Below are 21404 nucleotides of genomic sequence, written 5' to 3' on the forward strand. Positions count from 1 at the left end.
GCACGACACCATGGCAAGACACTGGCGTGCCGGCGCGGCCGGCCTGGCCGTCCTCGGCCTCACCCTCACGGCCTGCTCGGGAGCGAAGGTCGGCGACAGCACCTCCGCCGGCTCGAAGTCCTCGGGCGGCAAGTGCAGCACTTTCAATCTGGCGGTCAACCCGTGGGTCGGCTACGAGGCGGACGCGGCGGTCGTCGCGTACGTGGCGCAGCACGACCTCGGCTGTACGGTCCAGAAGAAGGACCTGAAGGAGGAGATCGCCTGGCAGGGCTTCGGCACCGGCGAGGTCGACGCCGTCCTGGAGAACTGGGGCCACGACGACCTGAAGGCGAAGTACATCACAGGGCAGAAGACCGCCGTGGAGGCGGGATCCACGGGCAACAAGGGCGTCATCGGCTGGTTCGTGCCGCCGTGGCTGGCCAAGGCCCACCCGGACATCACCGACTGGAAGAACCTCAACAAGTACGCCGACAAGTTCAAGACCTCCGAGTCGGGCGGCAAGGGCCAGCTGCTCGACGGCGACCCGTCGTACGTCACCAACGACGCCGCCCTGGTCAAGAACCTGAAGCTGAACTTCAAGGTGGTGTACGCGGGCAGTGAGACCGCGCTCATCCAGGCCTACCGCACCGCCGAGAAGAACAAGCAGTGGGTGATCGGCTACTTCTACGAGCCGCAGTGGTTCATGTCGGAAGTGCCGCTGGTGAAGGTCAACCTGCCCGCGTACACCAAGGGCTGCGACGCCGACGCGGCCAAGGTGGCCTGTGACTATCCCGTGTACGACCTGGACAAGATCGTCAGTGCGAACTTCGCCAAGTCGGGCAGCCCGGCGTACAACCTGGTGAAGAACTTCCACTGGACGAACGACGACCAGAACACCGTCGCCAAGTACATCGCCGTGGACAAGATGTCCGACGACGCGGCGGCCAAGAAGTGGGTCGACGCCAACCGCGCCAAGGTCGACACCTGGCTGAAGTAGCAGGGGACGGAAAAGGCCGGCTGACGATGCCCGGCGGGCGGTGTGCACAGGTGCGCACCGCCCGCCGGGCATTGCCGTGTTCCGGCCCGTTCTCCGACGTCACCGCCCCCTTGACACCCTCCATGGCGACAGGCACATTGAGTTGCGCAACCTGAACCTAGTTGCGCAACAAGCAACTGAACCGGTCTCAAGTTCGGAGGTTGGGCGATGGCGGGACCCCGAGTGGTCATCATCGGAGCGGGTGTCGTGGGAGCGGCCCTCGCGGACGAGATCTCCGCACGCGGCTGGACCGAGGTGACCGTGGTCGACCAGGGCCCCCTCCCGGCCACCGGGGGCTCCAGCTCGCACGCCCCGGGCCTGGTCTTCCAGACGAACCCCTCGAAGACCATGACGGAGCTGGCCCGGTACACGGTCGAGAAGTTCTGCTCCCTGGAGGTGGACGCCGAGCCCTGCTTCCTCCAGGTCGGCGGCCTCGAGGTGGCGACCAGCCCCGAGCGCCTCGCCGAACTGAGGCGGCGCCACGGCTGGATCACCGCCTGGGGCATCGAGGCGCGCCTGCTGACCCCGGACGAGTGCGTGGCGAAGCACCCGCTGGTCGACCGCGACAAGATCCTCGGCGGCCTCCTCGTCCCCACCGACGGCCTCGCCAAGGCGGTCCTCGCCGTCGAGGCCCAGATCCGCCGGGCCACCGAGCGCGGCGTGCGCTTCCTCGCCCGGCACGAGGTCCTGGACGTGCTCCAGGCCGACGGCGAGGTGACGGGCGTCCGCACCGACCAGGGGGACCTGGAAGCCGACATCGTCGTGTGCTGCGCCGGCATCTGGGGCCCGAAGATCGCCCGCATGGCCGGGATGAACCTGCCGCTCACCCCGCTCGCCCACCAGCTCGCCTGGACCGGCCCGGTCCCCGCCCTGGCCGGCCAGACCGAGGAGGCGGTCCGCCCGATCCTGCGCCACCAGGACGCCGACCTGTACTACCGCGACCGCTTCGACGGCCTCGGCATCGGCTACTACGGCCACCGCCCGATGCCGGTCTCCGCCGACGACATCCTCTCCGTGGACGAGGCCGACCGGATGCCGTCGGTCCTGAAGTTCACCGAGGAGGACTTCGAGGACGCCTGGACCGAGACGCAGTCCCTGCTGCCCGCGACCCGCGAGGCCAAGATCGAGGAGGGCATCAACGGCCTGTTCTCCTTCACCACCGACGGCTACCCGCTGCTCGGCGAGTCCCCGGACGTCAAGGGCTTCTGGGTCGCCGAGGCCGTCTGGGTCACCCACTCCGCGGGCGTCGGCCGGGCCGTCGCCGAGTGGCTGGTCGACGGCTACTGCTCCTCCTTCGACCTGCACGAGTGCGACGTCAACCGCTTCGAGCCGCACCAGCTCTCCCCGGAGTACGTCCTGGCCCGCGACTGCCAGAACTTCGTCGAGGTCTACGACATCCTCCACCCCCTCCAGCCTTCGGGCAGGCCGCGCCCGATCCGCACCAGCCCCTTCTACGCCCGCCAGCAGGAACACGGCGCCTTCTTCCTGGAGGCGAACGGCTGGGAGCGTCCGCAGTGGTACGAGGCCAACGCGGGCCTGGTGGAAGGCCGTTCCCTTCCCACGCCCAACGACTGGGCGGCGCAGTACTGGTCCCCGATCGTCGGCGCCGAAGCACAGGTGACCCGCGAGAAGGTCGCCCTGTACGACATGACCGCCCTCAAGCGCCTGGAGGTCAGCGGCCCCGGTGCCGCCGGCTTCCTGGAGGGCCTGGTCACCGGAAAGGTCGCCAAGTCGGTCGGCTCGGTGACGTACACGCTGCTCCTGGACCACGACGGCGGCATCCGCAGTGACATCACCGTCGCCCGCCTCGCCCGCGACCTCTTCCAGGTCGGCGCCAACGGCAACCTGGACCTCGACTGGTTCACCCGCCACCTGCCCGCCGACGGCACGGTCCAGGTCCGCGACATCACCGCCGGCACCTGCTGCATCGGCCTGTGGGGCCCGCTCGCCCGCGAGGTGCTGCAACCGCTCACCGACGAGGACTTCTCCAACGACGGTCTGAAGTACTTCCGCGCCAAGCGGGCCTACGTCGGCTCGGTGCCGGTCACCGTGATGCGGCTGTCGTACGTCGGCGAGCTCGGCTGGGAGCTCTACACGACCGCCGACCAGGGCCTGAAGCTGTGGGACACCCTGTGGCAGGCGGCCGAGCCACTGGGCGGCATCATCGCCGGCCGCGGCGCCTTCAACAGCCTCCGTCTGGAGAAGGGCTACCGCTCCTTCGGCACCGACATGACCTACGAGCACGACCCGTACGAGGCCGGCGTCGGCTTCGCCGTCAGACTCGACAAGGGCGACTTCACCGGCAAGGCCGCGCTGGAGCGGCGCAAGACCGATGTGCGGCGCAGGCTGAGCTGCCTCACCATCGACGACCCGCGGGCGGTCGTCATGGGCAAGGAGCCGGTCTACGACGGCGACCGCGCCGTCGGCTACGTCACCAGCGCCGCGTACGGCTACACGGTCGGCAAGGGGATCGCTTACGCGTGGCTTCCGGCCGAGCTGGCCGCTCCCGGCACCACGGTGCACATCGGCTACTTCGACCAGCGCATCGAGGCCGTCGTCGCCGAGGAGCCGCTGTTCGATCCCGCCATGTCCCGTCTCCGTGGCTGACACTCCGTGGGCTTCGACGGAAAGGAACACCACCGGTGACCGCACAACGCCTTGACGGCAAGGCCACCGCCGCCGCCATCCGCAGTGAACTGGCCGAGCGAGTGGCCAAGTTGACCGCCCTCACGGGACGTTCCCCGGGCCTCGGCACCGTGCTCGTCGGCGACGACCCCGGCAGCCACGCCTACGTCTCCGGCAAGCACCGCGACTGTGCGCAGGCCGGTATCGCCTCCCTGCGCCGTGAGCTGCCCGCCGACGCCACCCAGCGGCAGGTCGAGGACGTCATCGACGAACTCAACGCCGACCCGGCCTGCACCGGCTACATCGTCCAACTCCCGCTCCCGCGCCACCTGGACGCCAACGCCGTCCTGGAGCGCATGGACCCCGCCAAGGACGCCGACGGCCTGCACCCGGTCAACCTCGGCCGGCTCACCCTCGGCGTCGAGGCGCCGCTGCCCTGCACCCCGCGCGGCATCGTCGAACTGCTCCGCCGTCACGACGTCCCGCTCGCCGGAGCGCGGGTGTGCGTGGTCGGCCGGGGCATCACGGTCGGACGGCCCATCGGCCTGCTGCTCACCCGCAGGTCCGAGAACGCCACGGTCACCCTCTGCCACACCGGAACCAAGGGGCTGGCCTGGCACGTACGCGAGGCGGACATCGTCGTCGCGGCGGCCGGCTCGCCCGGACTGATCACCAAGGACATGCTGCGCCCCGGCGCGGCCGTCCTGGACGTCGGCATCACCCGCACCGGGCACGGGCTCGTCGGCGACGTCCACCCGGAGGCCGCCGAGGTCGCCGGATGGCTCGCGCCGATGCCCGGGGGAGTGGGACCCATGACCCGAGCCATGCTGCTCGCCAACGTCGTCGAGGCCGCCGAGAGGAACGCGACCGCCGTATGAACGCCCTGAACACGCCCCTGGCGGAGCTGGACCCCGAGGTCCACGAAGCCCTCCGCGCCGAACTCCTGCGCCAGCAGTCCACCCTGGAGATGATCGCCTCCGAGAACTTCGCGCCCACCGCCGTGATGGAGGCACAGGGATCGGTCGCGACCAACAAGTACGCCGAGGGCTATCCCGGCCGCCGCTACTACGGCGGCTGCGAACACGTCGACGTCACCGAGCGCCTGGCCATCGAGCGGGTCAAGTCCCTCTTCGGGGCCGCCTACGCCAACGTCCAGCCGCACTCGGGCGCCCAGGCGAACACCGCCGTGTTCTTCGCCCTCCTCCGGCCCGGCGACACGATCCTCGGCCTCGACCTCGCGCACGGCGGCCACCTCACCCACGGCATGCGCATCAACTACAGCGGCAAGATGCTCGACGTCGTGCCCTACCACGTCTCCGAGACGGACCACCTCGTGGACATGGACGAGGTGGAGCGGCTCGCCAAGGAGCACCGCCCCAAGATGATCATCGCGGGCTGGTCGGCATATCCCCGGCAGCTGGACTTCGCGGCCTTCCGGCGCATCGCCGACGAGGTCGGTGCCCTCCTCATGGTCGACATGGCGCACTTCGCGGGCCTGGTCGCCGCCGGACTGCACCCCAGCCCCGTCCCGCACGCGCACGTGGTCACCACCACCACGCACAAGACCCTCGGCGGCCCCCGCGGCGGAGTCATCCTCACCAACGACGCCGACCTCGCCAAGAAGATCAACTCGGCGGTCTTCCCGGGCATGCAGGGCGGCCCGCTGGAGCACGTCATCGCGGCCAAGGCGGTCTCCTTCAAGGTCGCCGCCTCGCCCGAGTTCGCCGAACGCCAGGCCCGCACCCTGGCCGGCGCCCGTATCCTCGCCGAACGCCTCACCCGGCCCGACACGGCCGAGGCCGGGGTGAAGGTGCTGACGGGCGGCACGGACGTCCACCTCGTCCTGGTCGACCTGCGGGACTCCTCACTGGACGGCCGGCAGGCCGAAGACCTCCTCCACCGGATCGGCATCACCGTCAACCGCAACGCCGTCCCCTTCGACCCGCGCCCGCCCATGGTCACCTCCGGCCTGCGCATCGGCACCCCCGCGCTGGCCACCCGGGGCTTCACGGAGGCGGACTTCGCCGAGGTCGCCGACGTGATCGCGTCGGCCCTGCAGCCCGAGCCGGATGTGGCGGCCCTGCGCGCCCGCACCGAGGCACTCGCGGCCAGGCACCCGCTCTACCCGCACCTCTCGCACGACGGAGACGCCCGATGAGCCCCCGCACCCCAGGCGCCGACCTGCCCGACCACCCGGACCGGCTCTGGCGCACCCCCGAGCCGAAGCGGTCGTACGACGTGGTGATCGTGGGCGGCGGCGGCCACGGCCTGGCCACCGCCCACTACCTGGCGAAGAACCACGGCATCACGAGTGTCGCGGTTCTGGAGAAGGGCTGGCTCGCGGGCGGCAACATGGCCCGCAACACCACGATCATCCGCTCCAACTACCTGTGGGACGAGAGCGCGGGCATCTACGAGCACGCGCTGAAGCTGTGGGAGGGACTGGAGGAGGAGCTCGACTACCCGATCCTCTTCTCCCAGCGCGGTGTGCTGAACCTCGCCCACAGCCTGCAGGACGTCCGCGACAGCGTGCGCAGGGTCGAGGCCAACCGGCTCAACGGCGTCGACGCCGAGTGGCTGGACGAGCAAGCGGTCAAAGAGGTCTGCCCGATCGTCAACGTCTCGCCCGACGTGCGCTACCCCGTGCTCGGCGGTACCTACCAGCCGCGTGCCGGCATCGCCAAGCACGACCACGTCGCCTGGGGCTTCGCCCGCTCCGCGGACGCCGCCGGCATCGACATCATCCAGAACTGCGAGGTCACCGGACTGGACGTGGCCGGCGGCCGGGTCGTCGGCGTCCAGACGTCCCTGGGTCCGATCGCGGCGGGCAAGGTGGCCCTGTGCTCGGCCGGCCACACCTCGGTCCTCGCCGCCATGGCGGGCATCGAACTGCCGCTCCAGAGCCACCCGTTGCAGGCCCTCGTCTCCGAACTGCTGGAGCCGGTGCACCCGACCGTGGTGATGTCCAACGCCGTCCACGTGTACGTCAGCCAGGCGCACAAGGGCGAGCTGGTGATGGGTGCGGGCATCGACGCCTACAACTCCTACACCCAGCGCGGCGCCTTCCACATCATCGAGGAGCAGATGTCGGCGGCCCTGGAACTCTTCCCGGTCTTCGCCCGCGCCCATGTGCTGCGCACCTGGGGCGGCATCGTCGACGTCAGCCCCGACGCCTCGCCCATCGTCGGTCTGACCCCGGTCGGCAACCTCTACCTCAACTGCGGCTGGGGGACAGGCGGTTTCAAGGCCACCCCGGGCGTCGGCTGGGTCTACGCCCACACCATCGCCCACGACACCCCGCACACCCTGAACGCCCCCTTCTCGCTCGACCGTTTCACCACCGGCGCGCTCGTCGACGAGCACGGCGCGGCCGCGGTGGCCCACTAGGGAGCCGAACCATGCTGCTGATCCCCTGCCCGTGGTGCGGGCCCCGTGACGAGGCCGAGTTCCACTACGGCGGCCAGGCCCACGTCCCCTACCCCGAGGACCCCGCAGCCCTCACGGACGAGGAGTGGGCGCGGTACCTGTTCTTCCGTGACAACCCCAAGGGGCCGTTCGCCGAGCGGTGGAGCCACGCGGCGGGCTGCCGCCGCTGGTTCAACGCGGTGCGGGACACGTCGACGAACGAGATCCTCGCCGTGTACAAGGCGGGGGAGCCGCGTCCGGAGACGGTGGAGCCGCGCCTGGTCACTTCTCGGCCGGCTTCGGCCGTACCAGCCCGTCCGGGGGTCCCCCCTCCGGGGGAGCTTGAGGACGGGGCCCGTCCGGGGCCGACCGGGAGTCCGGGGGCGGAGCCCCCGGCACGGCTCGCGAGCCAGCCGCACCGCCTGGCCACCGGTGGTCGCATCGACCGCGACGTCCACCTGGCGTTCACGTTCGACGGCACCCGGTACGAAGGGTTCCGCGGCGACACCCTCGCCTCCGCCCTCCTCGCCAACGGCGTCATCCAGGCCGCCACCAGCATCAAGCTCGGCCGCCCGCGCGGCATCTTCTCGGCCGGCGTGGAGGAACCCAACGCGGTCGTCCAGATCGAGGAGCCGTTCCCCGAGCCCATGCTCCCCGCCACGACCGTCGAGCTGTACGACGGCCTGGTCGCGAGCAGCCTCCCGGGCCAGGGCCGGCTCGCCGCCGAACCCGACCCCGCCCGCTACGACGCCGTACACGCCCACTGCGACCTGCTCGTCGTCGGCGCGGGCCCGGCCGGCCTCGCCGCCGCGGCGGCGGCAGCGCACAGCGGCGCCCGCGTCATCCTCGCCGACGACCAGCCGGAACCCGGCGGCAGCCTGCTCGGCACCGGCGAGCACCTCGACTGGGTCGAGGCGACGCGTGCCCGGCTCGAAAGCGCCCCCGAGGTGCGCGTCCTGCGCCGTACCACGGTCTTCGGCCACTACGACGACAACCACCTCCTCGCCGTCGAGCGCCGCACCAGCCACCTCGGCGCCGACGCCCCGGCGGACGTCTCCCGCGAGCGGGTCTGGCGGATCCGCGCCCGGCGCGTGGTCCTCGCGACCGGCGCCCACGAGCGTTCGCTGGCGTTCGGCGACAACGACCGGCCCGGCGTGATGCTGGCGTCCTCGGCCCGGACGTACCTGCACCGGTACGCCGTGCTGCCCGGCCGGCACGCGGTCGTGTTCACCACCAACGACAGCGCCTACGCCGCCGCGCTCGACCTGGCCGCCGCCGGCGTGGGTATCGCCGCGATCGTCGACACCCGGCCCGAGCCGGGGGAGTGGGCCGAGCGCGCCCGGTCCGCCGGGATCGAGGTGCTCGCCGGGCACGCGGTCACCGGCACCGAAGGCGCGGACCGGCTCACCGCCGTGACGGTCGCCCCGTACGGGAAGACCGCCGGACAGCGGCAGTTCGCCGTCGACCTGCTCCTGGTCTCCGGCGGCTGGAACCCGGTCGCGCACCTGTTCAGCCAGTCGGGCGGCAAGCTTCGCCACGACGACGTGCTCGGTGCCTTCGTGCCCGACACGGGCCGGCAGGCGGTGGAGGTCGTGGGCAGCGCCAACGGCGCCTTCGACCTCGCCGCAACCCTCGCGCAGGGCGCGGCAGCCGGCACCCGCGCGGTCGAGGCGGAGGGCTACACGGCCGAAGCACCCGCCCTCCCGCCCGTGGCCGTCCAGCCGCACACCCCGCCCATGCAGGTCTTCACCGTCCCCACCGACACCGGCGCACCCCGCTTCGCCGACCTCCAGCGCGACGTCACGGTGGACGACCTGGCGCGGGCGACGGGCGCGGGACTGCGCTCGGTGGAGCACACCAAGCGCTACACCACCGCGGGAACCGGGGGTGACCAGGGCAGGACGGCCGGTGTGCTGGCCAGCGGGGTCGTCGCCGAACTCCTCGGCGTGGACATCTCGGCGCTCGGTCTGCCCACCTTCCGGCCGCCGTACACGCCGGTCTCCTTCGCCGCCCTCGCCGGGCGGGACCGTGGCGCGCTGAGCGACCCGGTGCGTACGACGGCCCTGCACCCGTGGCATGTGGCGCACGGCGCCCTGTTCGAGAACGTCGGCCAGTGGAAGCGGCCCTGGTACTACCCGCAGGACGGCGAGGACATGGAGACCGCGGTGCTGCGCGAGTGCCGCGCCGCCCGCGAGGGCGTCGCCTTCATGGACGCCTCCACCCTCGGCAAGATCGACGTGCAGGGCCCGGACGCGGCACTCTTCCTCGACCGGCTGTACACCAACATGATGAGCACCCTGAAGGTCGGCATGATCCGCTACGGCGTGATGTGCCGCCTGGACGGGATGGTCTTCGACGACGGCACGGTCATCCGGCTCGCCCAGGACCGCTTCCTGGTCACCACGACGACGGGCAACGCGGCAGCGGTCCTGGACTGGATGGAGGAGTGGCTGCAGACCGAGTGGCCCGACCTGCGGGTCCGCTGCACATCGGTCACCGAGCAGTGGGCGACCGTGGCCCTCGTCGGCCCGCGCTCCCGCCGGGTTCTGGGCTCGCTGGCGCCCCAACTGGCCGTGGACAACGAGGACTTCCCGTTCATGGCGTGGCGGGAGACGACCGTCGCCGGCATCGACGCGCGCGTGTGCCGGATCAGCTTCTCCGGCGAACTCGCCTACGAGGTCAACGTGTCACCGTGGGACGCCCTCGCCCTGTGGGAGGCGCTGTACGAGGCCGGCGCCCCGTACGGCATCACCCCGTACGGCACCGAGACCATGCACGTCCTGCGTGCCGAGAAGGGATACCCGATCGTCGGCCAGGACACCGACGGCACGGTCACCCCGCAGGACCTCGGCATGGGCTGGGCGGTGTCGAAGAAGAAGCCCGACTTCATCGGCAAGCGCTCCCACGCCCGCGCCGACACGGTCCGCCCCGACCGCAAGCACCTCGTCGGGCTCCTGACGGAGGACCCGGCCGCCTTCCTGCCGGAGGGCACGCACCTGGTCGCCGACGGCGAACTGCCCGCCCCGCCCGTACCGATGCTCGGTCACGTCACGTCCAGCTACCGCAGCGCGGCGCTCGGGCGGACCTTCGCGCTCGCCCTGATCAAGGGCGGCCGGGACCGCATCGGCGAACGCCTCTACGCACCCGTCGGCGACCGGCTGGTCCCAGTGACCGTCGCAAGCCCCGTCCTCTACGACCCCGAGGGAGCCCGCCGCGATGGCTGACACCGCCCCGACCGTACGGCAGCGCAGCCCCCTGGCCGACGCCGCCCACCGCCTGGCCGCCGCGACGCGCTCCTCCCGGGGCGCGATCCGCCTGGCCGAACTCCCCTTCCTGGCCCAGGTGAACGTCCGCCTCGACGCCAAGAGTCCGGCGGCGGACGCCGTCGGACTGGCCCTGGGACTGCAACTGCCCCTGGAACCCAACACCGTCGTGCACGCGGGCGGCGTGACCGTGGTGTGGCTCGGCCCCGACGAATGGCTCGTGGTGGGCCTGCCCGGAACCGAGCGGGACCTGGAGGGCCTGATCCGCTCGGCGGCGGGAGACGAACCGGTCTCCGTCACCGACGTCTCCGCCCAGCGCACCACCCTGCTGGTCGGCGGACCCCGAGCCCGCGACCTGCTGGCCCACGGCTGCGCGCTGGACCTGCACCCGCGTGCCTTCGGCCCCGGCCGCTGCGCCCAGACGACGCTGGCCCGCACCCAGGTCGTCCTGGTGGCCCGCGACGAGCCCAGGGCCGGCTTCTGGGTGCTGGTGCGCTCCTCCTTCGCCGGCTATCTGGCGGACTGGCTGCTGGACGCGGCCGTCGAATACCGGTGAGCGACCCGGCGGGGACGCGGAGGTGAACCGGCGGTGCCGGGTCGACGCGGGGGAGGCTCAGCCGACGTACCCCATTCGGTGGCTGATCTCCTCCGCGCCCCTGAGCAGCAGGGGCGCCAGCTCGTGCATGCGCTCCTCGGTGAAGCGGTAGGCGGGGCCCGATGCGCTGAGGGCGGCGACGACCTGGCCGTGGTGCGAGCGGATGGGGGCAGCCATGGCGTGCAGGCCGATCTCGAGTTCCTCCAGGGTCACCGCGTAGCCGCGTTCGCGCGCCTCGGTGAGGTTCTCCTCCAGCGTCGTCCCTGCGGTCAGGGTGTGCGGCGTGAGCCTCCGCAGTCCGGAGGCCGCGAGCACCGCGGCGCGCTCCTGCGCGGGCAGGTGTGCGAGCAGGACCTTGCCGCTGGACGTGGCATGCACGGGCGTCAGCTGTCCGACCCAGTTGTGGGTGCCGACGGCGCCCGGACCGCGTACCTGGTGGAGGTTGACGGCGTAGTGCTCCTGCAGCACGGCGATGTTGACGGTCTCGCCGATCTCCTCGCTGAGCCGCTCGCACACCTCCCGGCCCTGCTGTGTGATGTCGAGGCGGCCCGCCACCGCGCCGGCCAGGCGCACGATCCCGAAACCGAGCCGGTATTTGCCGCGCTCGGCGGCCTGCTCGACCAGACCGCGCGCCTCCAGCGCTCCGAGCAACCGGAACGCGGTCGACTTGTGGACGTCGATCTCGGCGGCGACCTCGCTGACGCCCGCCTCACCGCGCCGGGCCAGGATCTCCAGGACGCTGACCGCACGGTCGACGGACTGCACCCCGTTCACCGCCGGAGCCGCTGTTTCGCCATCTGCGAGGTAGTTGCTCATAGCGCAACTATACGCACCATCGGCCCCTGTGCCCCGTGGTTCGCAGAGGGAGGCTATACGACGGCTCCCCGGGCAGGGGAGCCGTCGTCGCAGAGTTCTCGCGGGCCGCGCGGGAAGGGGGTGTCAGCGGAAGACGACCGTGCAGTTGCCGTTGGTCAGCACGCGGCTCTCGCTGTGCCACTGCACGGCGCGCGCGAGGACCCGGGCCTCGACATCGCGGCCCATGGTGACCAGTTCGTCCGGGGTCTGGGAGTGGTCCACCCGGACGACGTCCTGTTCGATGATCGGGCCCTCGTCGAGGTCGGGGGTGACGTAGTGCGCGGTGGCTCCGACGAGCTTGACGCCCCGCTGATGCGCCTGCACGTACGGCCGGGCGCCCTTGAAGCTCGGCAGGAAGGAGTGGTGGATGTTGATGGCCCGGCCGTCGAGCCGCTTGCACAGGTCGTCGGAGAGGATCTGCATGTAGCGGGCCAGCACCACCAGGTCGACGTCGAGCGCGCCGACGAGCTCCAGGAGCCGGGCCTCCGCCTCGGACTTGGTCTCCCGGGTCACCGGGATGTGGTGGAAGGGGATGCCGTAGGTGCGGGCCAGCGGCTCGAAGTCGCGGTGGTTGGAGACGATCGCCGGTATCTCGATGTTGAGCGAGCCCGTGGACCGGCGGAAGAGCAGGTCGTTCAGGCAGTGGCCGAACTTCGACACCATGATCAGGGTGCGGGTCGGGGTCGTCACGTCGTGCAGCTGCCATGTGATCCGGTGGGCCTCGGCGACGGGGCCGAAGTCGGTGCGCAACTGCTCCAGGGACGTGGCCGGATACGAGACCTCGAAGTGCACCCGCATGAAGAAGCGGTCCTGCAGACGGTCGTCGAACTGCTGGCTCTCCAGGATGTTGCCCGAGTGGTTCACGAGGAAGCCGGTGACCGCGTGGACGAGGCCGGCCCGGTCGGGGCACGAGAGGGTGAGGACGAACTCGCGGCCGGGCTGCGGGCGAGGGGACATGGCATCCTCCGTAGTGCGCAATACGCAACGATGAGAGTGATGCGCAACATGGTCCGACGTTGGGGGCCGACTGGTCAAGAGGCTGACCCCTCACGCTCCTTGCCGGGGCGAGTGGTGACCTCACCCTCGGCCCACCCCTTGACAGCGGTCCTGCGCGACGGAAACCATGTTGCGCATAGCGAATATCGTTGTGTTATTCGAGACAGGTCTCCGGGGGCCCGCATGAGGACCATCACCGTCGTCGGCGCGTCGCTGGCCGGCCTGAGCGCCGTCCGTGCGCTGCGCGCACAGGGCTACGACGGCGAGATCGTCGTCGTCGGGGAGGAGCGGCACACCCCCTACGACCGCCCGCCGCTGTCCAAGGACTTCCTCAAGGGTGACCTCGACACCGACGCACTCGCGCTCGGCGACGCGGAGGAATACGCGGACCTGGACGCGCAGTGGCTGCTCGGCGAGCGAGCGGTACGGCTCGACCCCGCCGCCCGGACCGTCACGCTGGCCGGCGGGCGGCATGTGCGCACCGAAGGCGTCGTCGTCGCCACCGGCGCCGCTCCCCGGACGCTCCCCGGCGCGGACGGACTGGCGGGCGTCCACACCCTGCGCACCCTGGACGACGCCCAGGCCCTGCGCGCCGAGCTGTTGAACGGGCTGCCCCGGGTCGTCGTCATCGGCGCCGGTTTCATCGGCGCCGAGGTGGCCTCCACCGCCCACCGCCTCGGACTCCACGTCACCGTCGTCGAAGCGCTGAACGTGCCGCTGGAGCGTCAACTGGGCCGCCGGATGGGGCTGGTGTGCTCCTCGCTCCACCGCGATCACGGGGTCGGCCTGCTGTGCGGAACCGGCGTGGCGGGACTCACCGGCAACGGCCGGGTGACCGGCGTACGGCTGACCGACGGGCGTGTGCTGCCCGCCGACGTCGTCGTGGTCGGGGTGGGTGTACGGCCGGCCACCGACTGGCTCGCCGGTTCCGGCGTCCACGTGGACGACGGCGTGGTGTGCGACGCCGGCTGCGCCACCACGGTCCCGGGCGTGGTCGCCGTCGGCGACGTCGCCCGCTGCCCCAACCCGTTCACCGGCCGGCACGCCCGCATCGAGCACTGGAGCAGTGCCATGGAACAGGGGACGACCGCCGCCCGCACGCTGCTCTCGGGAGTGCCGGCCCCCGCCCCGGTCACCGCGCCCTACTTCTGGTCCGACCAGTACCAGGTGCGGATCCAGCTCGCCGGGCACGTCGCTCCCGCTGCCGAGCCCCAGGTCGTCGACGGCGACCTCGACAGCCGTTGCTTCACCGCCGTCTACCGGCGCGAGGGCGCGCCGGTCGCGGTGCTCTCCCTGAACCAGCCGAAGCTGTTCAACCGGCTTCGTCGCACCCTCACCCCCGCCGACGTGCCCGTCGGCTCATGAGCCCGGGCCGCCGGCTGCCCAGCCGTTCCCACCGGGAGACCGCACGACGTGTGCGGCGCGTCGACCCACCCGGGCCGTGGTCGTCCGGCGCCCACCGGCGCCCCCGCCGCGTGGCGATGCTCAGCGTGCACACCTCACCCCTGCACCAGCCGGGCACCGGCGACGCGGGCGGGATGAACGTCTGCATCGTCGAGCTCGCCAAACGCCTCGCCGCCATCGGCATCGAGGTGGAGATCTTCACCCGGGCCACCTCCGCCGCACTCCCGCCGCGCGTCGAACTGGCACCCGGAGTCCTGGTACGGCACGTGACCGCCGGACCCTACGACGGCCTGGCGAAGGAGGACCTGCCCGCTCAGCTCTGCGCCTTCACGCACGGCGTGACGCAGGCCTGGGCCGACCACCGCCCCGGCCATTACGACCTGCTCCACTCGCACTACTGGCTCTCCGGCCAGGTCGGGCGCCTCGCCGCCGAACGCTGGGGCGTCCCGCTGGTGCACACCATGCACACCATGGCCAAGGTCAAGAACGCCTCACTCGCCGAGGGGGACACCCCCGAGCCCGCGAACCGCGTGACCGGCGAGACACACGTCGTACGGGCGGCCGACCGGTTGACAGCGAACACCGAGCGGGAAGCGCACGAACTCCAAGGCGCCCGACGTCCTGCTGCGTGCCGTGGCCACGCTCCTCGCGGATCGGCCACGGCTGCGTGAGCGGATCACGGTGCCCGTGGTGGGCGGGCCGAGCGGCAGCGGTCTGGCCCGGCCGGAAGGACTGCAGAAGCTCGCGGCCTCGCTCGGCATCTCCGACGTCGTCCTGTTCCGCCCGCCGGTCGGCCAGGACCAGCTCGCCGACTGGTACCGGGCAGCGTCCGTCCTGGTCATGCCCTCCCACAGCGAGTCCTTCGGCCTCGTGGCCCTCGAGGCACAGGCCTGCGGCACGCCGGTGATCGCCGCCGAGGTGGGCGGGCTTCCGGTGGCGGTGAGAAACGGTGTGAGCGGCGTTCTCGTACGCGGGCACGATCCGGTGGACTACGCGCGGGCCCTGTGCGCCTTCGCCGACGACCCGCCACTCTCCGCCCGGATGGGCGCGGCCGCGGCCCGGCACGCCCGTCGCTACGGCTGGGACACGGCCGCGGCGACGACGGCGGACGTGTACGCCGCGGCCCTGCACGAGCGCCGCCTCCCCGGGCCGCCGGCCCGATGACGGCTGCATGTCTTCCGGCGCCCCGACGACAAGAGGTCGCTCAGAGCTGACTGAGAGGTGGCTGTGCCAGGGTGGCGCGCGCCCACACCCCCTTCAGGAGCCCCTGGATGACTCTGATCAACGGTCTGCCCGCCCATGTCCTGTTCGTCCACGTGGTCGTCGTGCTGATACCCCTCACCGCGCTGGCCCTCGTGACGGCCGCGCTCTGGCCGCGCGCCGCCCGGCGGCTGGGCGTCCTGCTCCCGGTGCTCGCCTTCCTGGCCCTGGCCAGCGTGCCGGTGACCACGCACGCCGGCGAGTGGCTCGAACGGCACGTGGCCGATGACGCCCTGGTACGCCGCCACACCGAGCTCGGCGACGGACTGCTGCCGTGGGCCCTGGGCCTCTTCGTGCTGGCGGCGGTCGTGTGGTGGGCGGGGCGGCGCGCTCCGGAGCAGCGCGGACAGGGCAGCGCCACGCTCTGGGCCGCCCTGCCGGTCCGCATCGTCGTCGGCGTGCTCTCGCTGGCCGTCGCGGCGGGAGCGGTCGTGGACGTCTACCGGATCGGCGACTCCGGCGCGAAGGCCGCCTGGCACGACGCCTACTCCAAGACGGCGACGGGATCGCAGGGCCACGGCGACTGATCCGGCGCCCGCCCGCTGGGCCCGGACCACCCGACAGGCCCCGCCTCCGCTGGGCCCGGCAGCCCTGCCGAGGGCCCCGGTGCGGAACTCCGCGCCGGGGCCCACGGCGCGTGCACGTGCTCGGCGCACGGCCCACCCTCGTCCGGCTCGGGGCCGAAGGACCCCCAGGCCCGGCCCGAGTGGCCCGTGGCGCTCTGTACCGGATGCGCCCACGCTGGGTGCAGAAGCCACGAAGGGAGCCGGTGCGATGACCTCCACCACCACCATGAGCGCGGCTCTGGAACCCGGGCACCGCGAACGGCTGATGCGCCTGGCCCACGAGGTCTCCTTCGAAGCCGGGTCCCGCCTCTTCGAGGAGGGCCGGCGCGCCGACCGGTTCTGGATCGTGCGCACCGGCACCGTCGCCCTGGACCTGCACGTACCGGGCCGCCGGCCCGCCGTGATCGAGACCCTCGGACGCGGCGAACTGGTCGGCTGGTCCTGGCACTTCGCGCCGTACCTCTGGCACCTGGGTGCCGAGGCGGTGAGCCCGGTGCGCGCCTGGGAGTTCGACGCCGGGGACGTGCGGGCGATGTGCGCCGAGGACGCCGAGTTCGGCCGGGAGATCGCCGACTGGGTCGGGCGCGTGGTCGCCCAACGCCTGCATGCCTCCCGGGTCCGGCTCCTCGACCTCTACGCCCCCTACGGCAGCGGCATGCTCACGTGACCCGCTCCTGTGAGGAGAACGCCATGGACAGCAGCCCGCACCGGGTGAGTGACGTGATGACGCGAGCCGCCGTCGCCGTGGGCCGCAAGGCGCCCTTCAAGGACATCGTGGAGCGCATGGAGCAGTGGCAGGTCAGCGCCCTGCCCGTGCTGGAGGGCGATGCCCGGGTGGTCGGTGTGGTGTCCGAGGCCGATCTGCTGCCCAAGGAGGAGTTCCGGGACAGCGACCCGGACCGGTTCACGCAACGGCGCCGACTGGCGGACCTCGCCAAGGCGGGGGCCGTGTGCGCCGAGGAGCTGATGAGCACCCCGGCCGTCACCGTGCACGCCGACGCCACGCTGGCCGAGGCCGCACGCATCATGGCGCTGCGGCACGTCAAACGGCTGCCCGTCGTGAACGCGGAGGGTGTGCTGGAGGGCGTGGTCAGCCGCGGGGACCTGCTCAAGGTGTTCCTGCGGCCGGACAACGACCTGGCCGACGAGATCCGGCGCGATGTCGTCGACCCGCTCTTCCCGGCCCCCGTCGAGCCGGTCCATGTCGTGGTCACCGAAGGCGTCGTGACCCTGACCGGGCGGGTGCAGGACGGCGCGCGGATCCCCCTCGCCGCACGCCTCACCCGCGGCGTCGAGGGCGTCGTGGGGGTGGACTGCCGGCTCACCGCGGCCGACGTCGGGTGAGCCGGGCGACGGGATGCCGGTGCGGCCGTCGGTGACGAAGCGAGGGCCGCACCCACGTCGTACGGCTCGGCGCCGAGGTGGTCTGTCAGGGCGTGGGCGTCCTGTCGGCCTCGGGGAGGTCGGGGTCGAGGTCCGGACGGCGAGGCGGTCCGGCCAGCCCGCAGTGCACGTCCACCACGCCCGGCACGGCCCGTGCGAGCCGCGCCGCGAGCGGGACCAGGGCCGTCTCACGGACCCCGCCCGCCAGCGTGACGACACCGTCGCGCACCTCCACCCGGACGGTGACGGCGCGCGGACCGAAGAGGCGTACGACGACCTCGCGCCGGACCTCCTCGGCGATGTCCTCGTCGTCCCGGAGAAAGACCTTCAGCAGGTCGGAGCGGCTGACGATGCCGCGCAGAGTGCCGTCACGGCCGACGACCGGCAGCCGCTTGACCCCGGTGCGGGCCATGAGGCGCGCGGCGTGCGCGAGCGTGGCCTCGGGCGCCACGGTGACGGCCGGGGCGGTCATCAGCCCCGCCGCGGTCACCGCGTCCGCCTTGCGGGCCCCGGCGGGGTACCGGACCTGCCCGTACCGGCCGATGCCACCGTCCTGGTACTCCTCCTTGGCCAGCAGATCACCCTCGGAGACCACGCCGACGACCCGGCCGGCGTCGTCCAGCACCGGCAGGGCGCTCACCTGCCACTCGCGCATGACCTTCACGATGTCCTTGAAGGCCGCGCCCGCGCGCAGGGCTACGACCTGGTGCGTCATCACGTCGTTCACGAGGGCCGGAGTGCCGTTCATGGCGTCCTCCCGGGGCGGGGGTGCCGTCGTCGGACATCCTCAGGCTGCGGCGGCGGACCGGTTCCTGGCATGGGCCGAGTGGTCCCGATCCCGTGTCCCGTCGGCCCTGCGCGCCGTGTGCGAGGGGACCGAGGGCGGACGCGGCCTACCCGGCGGACAGCGGGACGTGCCAGTCCAGCGCCGAACCGCCCGCCTCCGGGCTGGTCACCTCGAGCGCTCCGCCGAGGTTGTCCGCCCGTTCGGCCATGTTCAGCAGCCCGCTGCGCCGGCCGTCGGAGGGGATGCCCACGCCGTTGTCCGAGACCCTCAGGCGCACCTCGCCGCCGCCGGCCGTCAGGACGACCTGGGCCCGGTCGGCGCGGGCGTGCCGGGCGATGTTGGTGAGGGCCTCGGTCAGCACGGCCACCACGTGGTCGGCGATCTCCGGCGGCACATCGGTGTCGACCAGCCCTTCCATGCGCACGCTGGGGGTGAAACCCAGCACCGGGGCGGCTTCACCGGTGGCGCGGACGACCCGCGCCCGCAGCCCGCTGCCGACGACGCCCGTGCGTGACCGCAGCCCGAAGATGGTCGACCTGATGATCTTGATGGTCTCGTCGAGGTCGTCCACGGCCCGCAGCACCCGCTCGGAGGCCTCGGCATGTTCGATGAATCGGCCCGCGCTCTGCAAGGTCATCCCGGTCGCGAACAGCCGCTGGATGGCGAGGTCGTGCAGGTCCCGGGCGATGCGGTCGCGGTCCTCCAGCAGCGCGATCTGCTGGGCGTCCCGCCTGCGGTCGGCCAGCTCCATCGCGATCGCGGCCTGGGCGGCGAACCCCTGCAGCAACTCGGTCTCCTTCTGGAGGAAAGGCGGCCGGCCGCCCTCGCGGGCCACCAGCACCACGCCACGCACCCCGCTCTCGTCCGAGCCGATCGGGACGGCCACGGCGGGGCCGAGCCCCTCGAAGCGCGGCGGCTCGGGGGTTATCCGCGCGTCATGGATGACGTCGTCGCTGGTGACCGGGGCGGTTGCCGTGTACGCCAGGCCCATGAGGCTCGTGTCCATGGGCAGCACCAGACCCCGGTGCGCCTCCGCGTCCACGCCGACGGCGATCTCCACGGTGAGCGACTTCGTGCCCTCCATGGGCATGGCCACGGCGGCCAGTGCGGAGCCCGAGATCTCCCGGGCACGTTCGGCGATCAGGCCCAGGGACTCGGCGCGGTCGGTCCCGGACATCAGGCTGTGGCTGATCTCGGCGTTCGCCCGCTGCCAGCGCTCGCGCAGCCGGGAGTCCTCGTACAGGCGCGCGTTGTCGATGGCCACGCCGGCCGCCACGGCCAGCGTGGACAGCACCGACTCGTCCTCCTCGTCGAACTCCCGCCCACCGCGTTTCTCGGTCAGGTAGAGGTTGCCGAAGACCTCGTCACGGACCCGGATCGGGACGCCGAGGAAGCTGTTCATCGGCGGGTGCCCCGGCGGAAAGCCGTAGGAGGCGGCGTGTTCGGAGATCTTGCCGAGCCGGAGCGGCTGCGGGTGCCGGATCAACTCACCGAGGATGCCGTGCCCTTCCGGATAGGGGCCGATCGCGGCGATCTGCTCCTCGGTGACGCCCACCGTGTGGAAGGCGGACAGCCGAGTGCCGTCCGGCCCGATGACGCCGAGGGCCGCGTACGCGGCGGAGACGAGCACCGCGGCCGCCTCCACGATGGAGTGCAGGACCTGCTCCAGGTTCAGCTCCCGGCCGACGGAGAGGACCGCCTCCAGCAGACCCTGCACGCGATCCTGCGTGCCACGGGCCGCGTCGATCCGGGCCTGCAGCTCCTCCAGCAGCTCGTCGAGCTTCAGCTGGGGCAGTCGTACGCGGGGTTCCTCCGCACCGGTCACCACGCCCTCCAGCGCCCATCGGCTCACGGCTGCGAACCAACGGGTTCCCTGCACACCGTATCCCTTTCCCGGGCCGGGCGGGCATTTCCAGGACGTTGCCGCGACCTGGCTGTCAGGCTCCTCCCCGTCAGGCCGCGGGAACGGCCACTTCCGCGTGCTGCTCCCCGCCGAGCACGATCTTGAGCGCGCCGGTCTCGGCGGCCTCGGAGAAGACGTCGTAGGCCTCCTCCATGTGGCCCAACGGGAAGGTGTGGGTGACCAGTTGCCGGGTCGGCAGCCGGCCGGCGGCGGCCATCCGCAGCAGGGTGGGCGTGGAGGAGGTGTCCACCAGGCCGGTCGTGATGGTCACGTTCTTGATCCAGAGGTCCTCGAGGTGCAGCGTGGCGGGCTTGCCGTGCACCCCGATGTTGGCCACGTGCCCGCCGGGGCGGACCATGCGGGTGCACAGCTCGAAGCTCTCCGGGGCACCGACCGCCTCCATCACCACGTCCGCGCCGAGCTCCTCGGTCAGATCGGCGACCAACTGGGCGGGTTCCTCGCGCACGTCGGCGACGGCGTCGGCGCCGAGCCGCCGGGCGGCCTCCAGCCGGGCCGGTGCCAGGTCGACCGAGATGATCCGTTCCGGGGCGAACAGGCGCGCCGTGGCGACGGCCGCGAGTCCGACGGGTCCGGCGCCGACGATGACGACGGTGTCGCCGGGGCGCACCCGCCCGTTGCGGACACCGACCTCGTAGGAGGTCGGGAAGATGTCCGCGAGCAGGACGGCGTCCTCGCTGGGCACGGTGGCGGGCAGCGCATGCACGGACAGGTCGGCGTGGGGAACGCGGACGTACTCGGCCTGCGTGCCGTCGATCAGGTGGCCGAGGATCCAGCCCCCGCCGCCCCGGCACTGGCCGTACGAGCCGTCCCGGCAGAACCGGCACCGGCCGCACGAGGTGATGCAGGACACCAGCACCCGGTCCCCCGGCCGTACGGTGCGCACGTCGCTGCCGGCCTCGACGATCTCACCGACCGCCTCGTGCCCGAGCACCGTGCCGGAGCGGACCTCGGGGACGTCGCCCTCGAGGATGTGCAGATCCGTCCCGCAGATGGTCACGACGCCGACCTTCACGATGGCGTCGGTGGGTTCCTTGATGGCGGGGTCCGGGACGTCCTGCCAGGACGCCTGCCCCGGACCGTGGAACACGAAGCCCTTCATGGCAGCTCCTCGTCGGTCTTCGTCGACTCCGCCGCGGGATCGCGGTTCCGGCACGCTGCCGGGATCGCCCGCACCTTCAGTGTGGCCGGTGGGCAGCGGTGCCGCCTGGGCCGTCCGGCCCTCGCCCGGGGCACGCCGGGGCCGAGCGGGGGCGCGGCCGTCGTCCGGGCGGGCGGTGCCCCGTACGGACCCGCAGCCAGGGCCGGACGGCCCTTCCGCCCCGCCCG

The 21404-nt window shown here is 72.2% G+C and carries 16 protein-coding genes and 1 pseudogene; 12 read left to right on the plus strand and 5 right to left on the minus strand.

The annotated features are described in order from the left end of the window. Positions 1-10 precede the first annotated feature (10 nt). From ACFYZB_RS25905 to ACFYZB_RS25935, 7 genes are all read left to right on the plus strand, one after another. Positions 11-976, plus strand: a complete 966-nt coding sequence (locus ACFYZB_RS25905) for an ABC transporter substrate-binding protein (protein WP_388762846.1) — start codon at positions 11-13, stop codon at positions 974-976. Between the two features lie 207 nt (positions 977-1183). Further along, positions 1184-3622 carry an FAD-dependent oxidoreductase gene (locus ACFYZB_RS25910; RefSeq protein ID WP_388762847.1) on the plus strand — a complete coding sequence of 813 codons (2439 nt, stop codon included), beginning with the start codon at positions 1184-1186 and terminating at the stop codon, positions 3620-3622. Between the two features lie 35 nt (positions 3623-3657). Beyond that, positions 3658-4518 (plus strand): bifunctional methylenetetrahydrofolate dehydrogenase/methenyltetrahydrofolate cyclohydrolase, encoded by an 861-nt coding sequence (locus tag ACFYZB_RS25915; RefSeq protein ID WP_388762848.1) that lies wholly within the window; start codon positions 3658-3660, stop codon positions 4516-4518. Further along, on the plus strand, positions 4515-5798 hold the full coding sequence (gene glyA, locus ACFYZB_RS25920; protein ID WP_388762849.1) for a serine hydroxymethyltransferase: 1284 nt from the start codon (positions 4515-4517) through the stop codon (positions 5796-5798). Before ACFYZB_RS25915 ends, glyA begins: the two co-directional genes overlap by 4 nt. Then, entirely contained in the window at positions 5795-7027 is a 1233-nt protein-coding gene (locus ACFYZB_RS25925; RefSeq protein ID WP_388762850.1) for a sarcosine oxidase subunit beta family protein, read from the plus strand. The genes glyA and ACFYZB_RS25925 overlap by 4 nt, the downstream gene beginning before the upstream one ends. Positions 7028-7038: 11 nt before the next feature. Continuing rightward, on the plus strand, positions 7039-10269 hold the full coding sequence (locus tag ACFYZB_RS25930; protein WP_388762852.1) for a sarcosine oxidase subunit delta family protein: 3231 nt from the start codon (positions 7039-7041) through the stop codon (positions 10267-10269). Then, positions 10262-10864, plus strand: coding sequence for a sarcosine oxidase subunit gamma (locus ACFYZB_RS25935; protein WP_388762854.1), 603 nt, complete (start codon positions 10262-10264; stop codon positions 10862-10864). Before ACFYZB_RS25930 ends, ACFYZB_RS25935 begins: the two co-directional genes overlap by 8 nt. Before the next feature lie 57 nt (positions 10865-10921). On the opposite strand, the gene ACFYZB_RS25940 is transcribed toward ACFYZB_RS25935, so the two are convergent. Together ACFYZB_RS25940 and purU are read right to left on the minus strand one after the other, a co-directional pair. Further along, complete coding sequence (locus ACFYZB_RS25940; protein ID WP_388762856.1) at positions 10922-11719, minus strand: IclR family transcriptional regulator; 798 nt, start codon at positions 11717-11719, stop codon at positions 10922-10924. Between the two features lie 123 nt (positions 11720-11842). Next, positions 11843-12715, minus strand: coding sequence for a formyltetrahydrofolate deformylase (gene purU / locus ACFYZB_RS25945; RefSeq protein ID WP_388762858.1), 873 nt, complete (start codon positions 12713-12715; stop codon positions 11843-11845). Between the two features lie 222 nt (positions 12716-12937). Between purU and ACFYZB_RS25950 the strand changes: the two genes are divergently transcribed. From ACFYZB_RS25950 to ACFYZB_RS25970, 5 genes and pseudogenes are all read left to right on the plus strand, one after another. Continuing rightward, positions 12938-14119, plus strand: a complete 1182-nt coding sequence (locus tag ACFYZB_RS25950) for an NAD(P)/FAD-dependent oxidoreductase (RefSeq protein WP_388762859.1) — start codon at positions 12938-12940, stop codon at positions 14117-14119. Further along, a pseudogene (locus ACFYZB_RS25955) lies at positions 14116-15322 on the plus strand (glycosyltransferase). Before ACFYZB_RS25950 ends, ACFYZB_RS25955 begins: the two are co-directional and overlap by 4 nt. A gap of 107 nt (positions 15323-15429) precedes the next feature. Continuing rightward, on the plus strand, positions 15430-15945 hold the full coding sequence (locus tag ACFYZB_RS25960) for a DUF2231 domain-containing protein (protein ID WP_388762860.1): 516 nt from the start codon (positions 15430-15432) through the stop codon (positions 15943-15945). A 247-nt stretch (positions 15946-16192) separates the two neighbouring features. Next, a complete protein-coding gene (locus tag ACFYZB_RS25965) occupies positions 16193-16651 on the plus strand; it encodes a cyclic nucleotide-binding domain-containing protein (RefSeq protein ID WP_388762862.1) in 459 nt (152 codons plus the stop codon). Positions 16652-16674: 23 nt separating this feature from the next. Then, positions 16675-17328 (plus strand): CBS domain-containing protein, encoded by a 654-nt coding sequence (locus ACFYZB_RS25970; protein ID WP_388762864.1) that lies wholly within the window; start codon positions 16675-16677, stop codon positions 17326-17328. 85 nt (positions 17329-17413) lie between these two features. On the opposite strand, the gene ACFYZB_RS25975 is transcribed toward ACFYZB_RS25970, so the two are convergent. The 3 genes from ACFYZB_RS25975 to ACFYZB_RS25985 all read right to left on the minus strand — a co-directional run bounded on the left by ACFYZB_RS25975 (position 17414) and on the right by ACFYZB_RS25985 (position 21177). Next, positions 17414-18115 (minus strand): CBS domain-containing protein, encoded by a 702-nt coding sequence (locus tag ACFYZB_RS25975; protein ID WP_388762866.1) that lies wholly within the window; start codon positions 18113-18115, stop codon positions 17414-17416. A gap of 145 nt (positions 18116-18260) precedes the next feature. Continuing rightward, positions 18261-19979, minus strand: coding sequence for a GAF domain-containing protein (locus ACFYZB_RS25980; protein ID WP_388763076.1), 1719 nt, complete (start codon positions 19977-19979; stop codon positions 18261-18263). Between the two features lie 127 nt (positions 19980-20106). After that, positions 20107-21177: a zinc-dependent alcohol dehydrogenase family protein gene (locus ACFYZB_RS25985; protein WP_388762867.1), complete on the minus strand. Its 1071-nt coding sequence runs from the start codon at positions 21175-21177 to the stop codon at positions 20107-20109. Positions 21178-21404: the final 227 nt, after the last annotated feature.

Source organism: Streptomyces sp. NPDC001852, assembly GCF_042891825.1.
Lineage (GTDB): Bacteria > Actinomycetota > Actinomycetes > Streptomycetales > Streptomycetaceae > Streptomyces.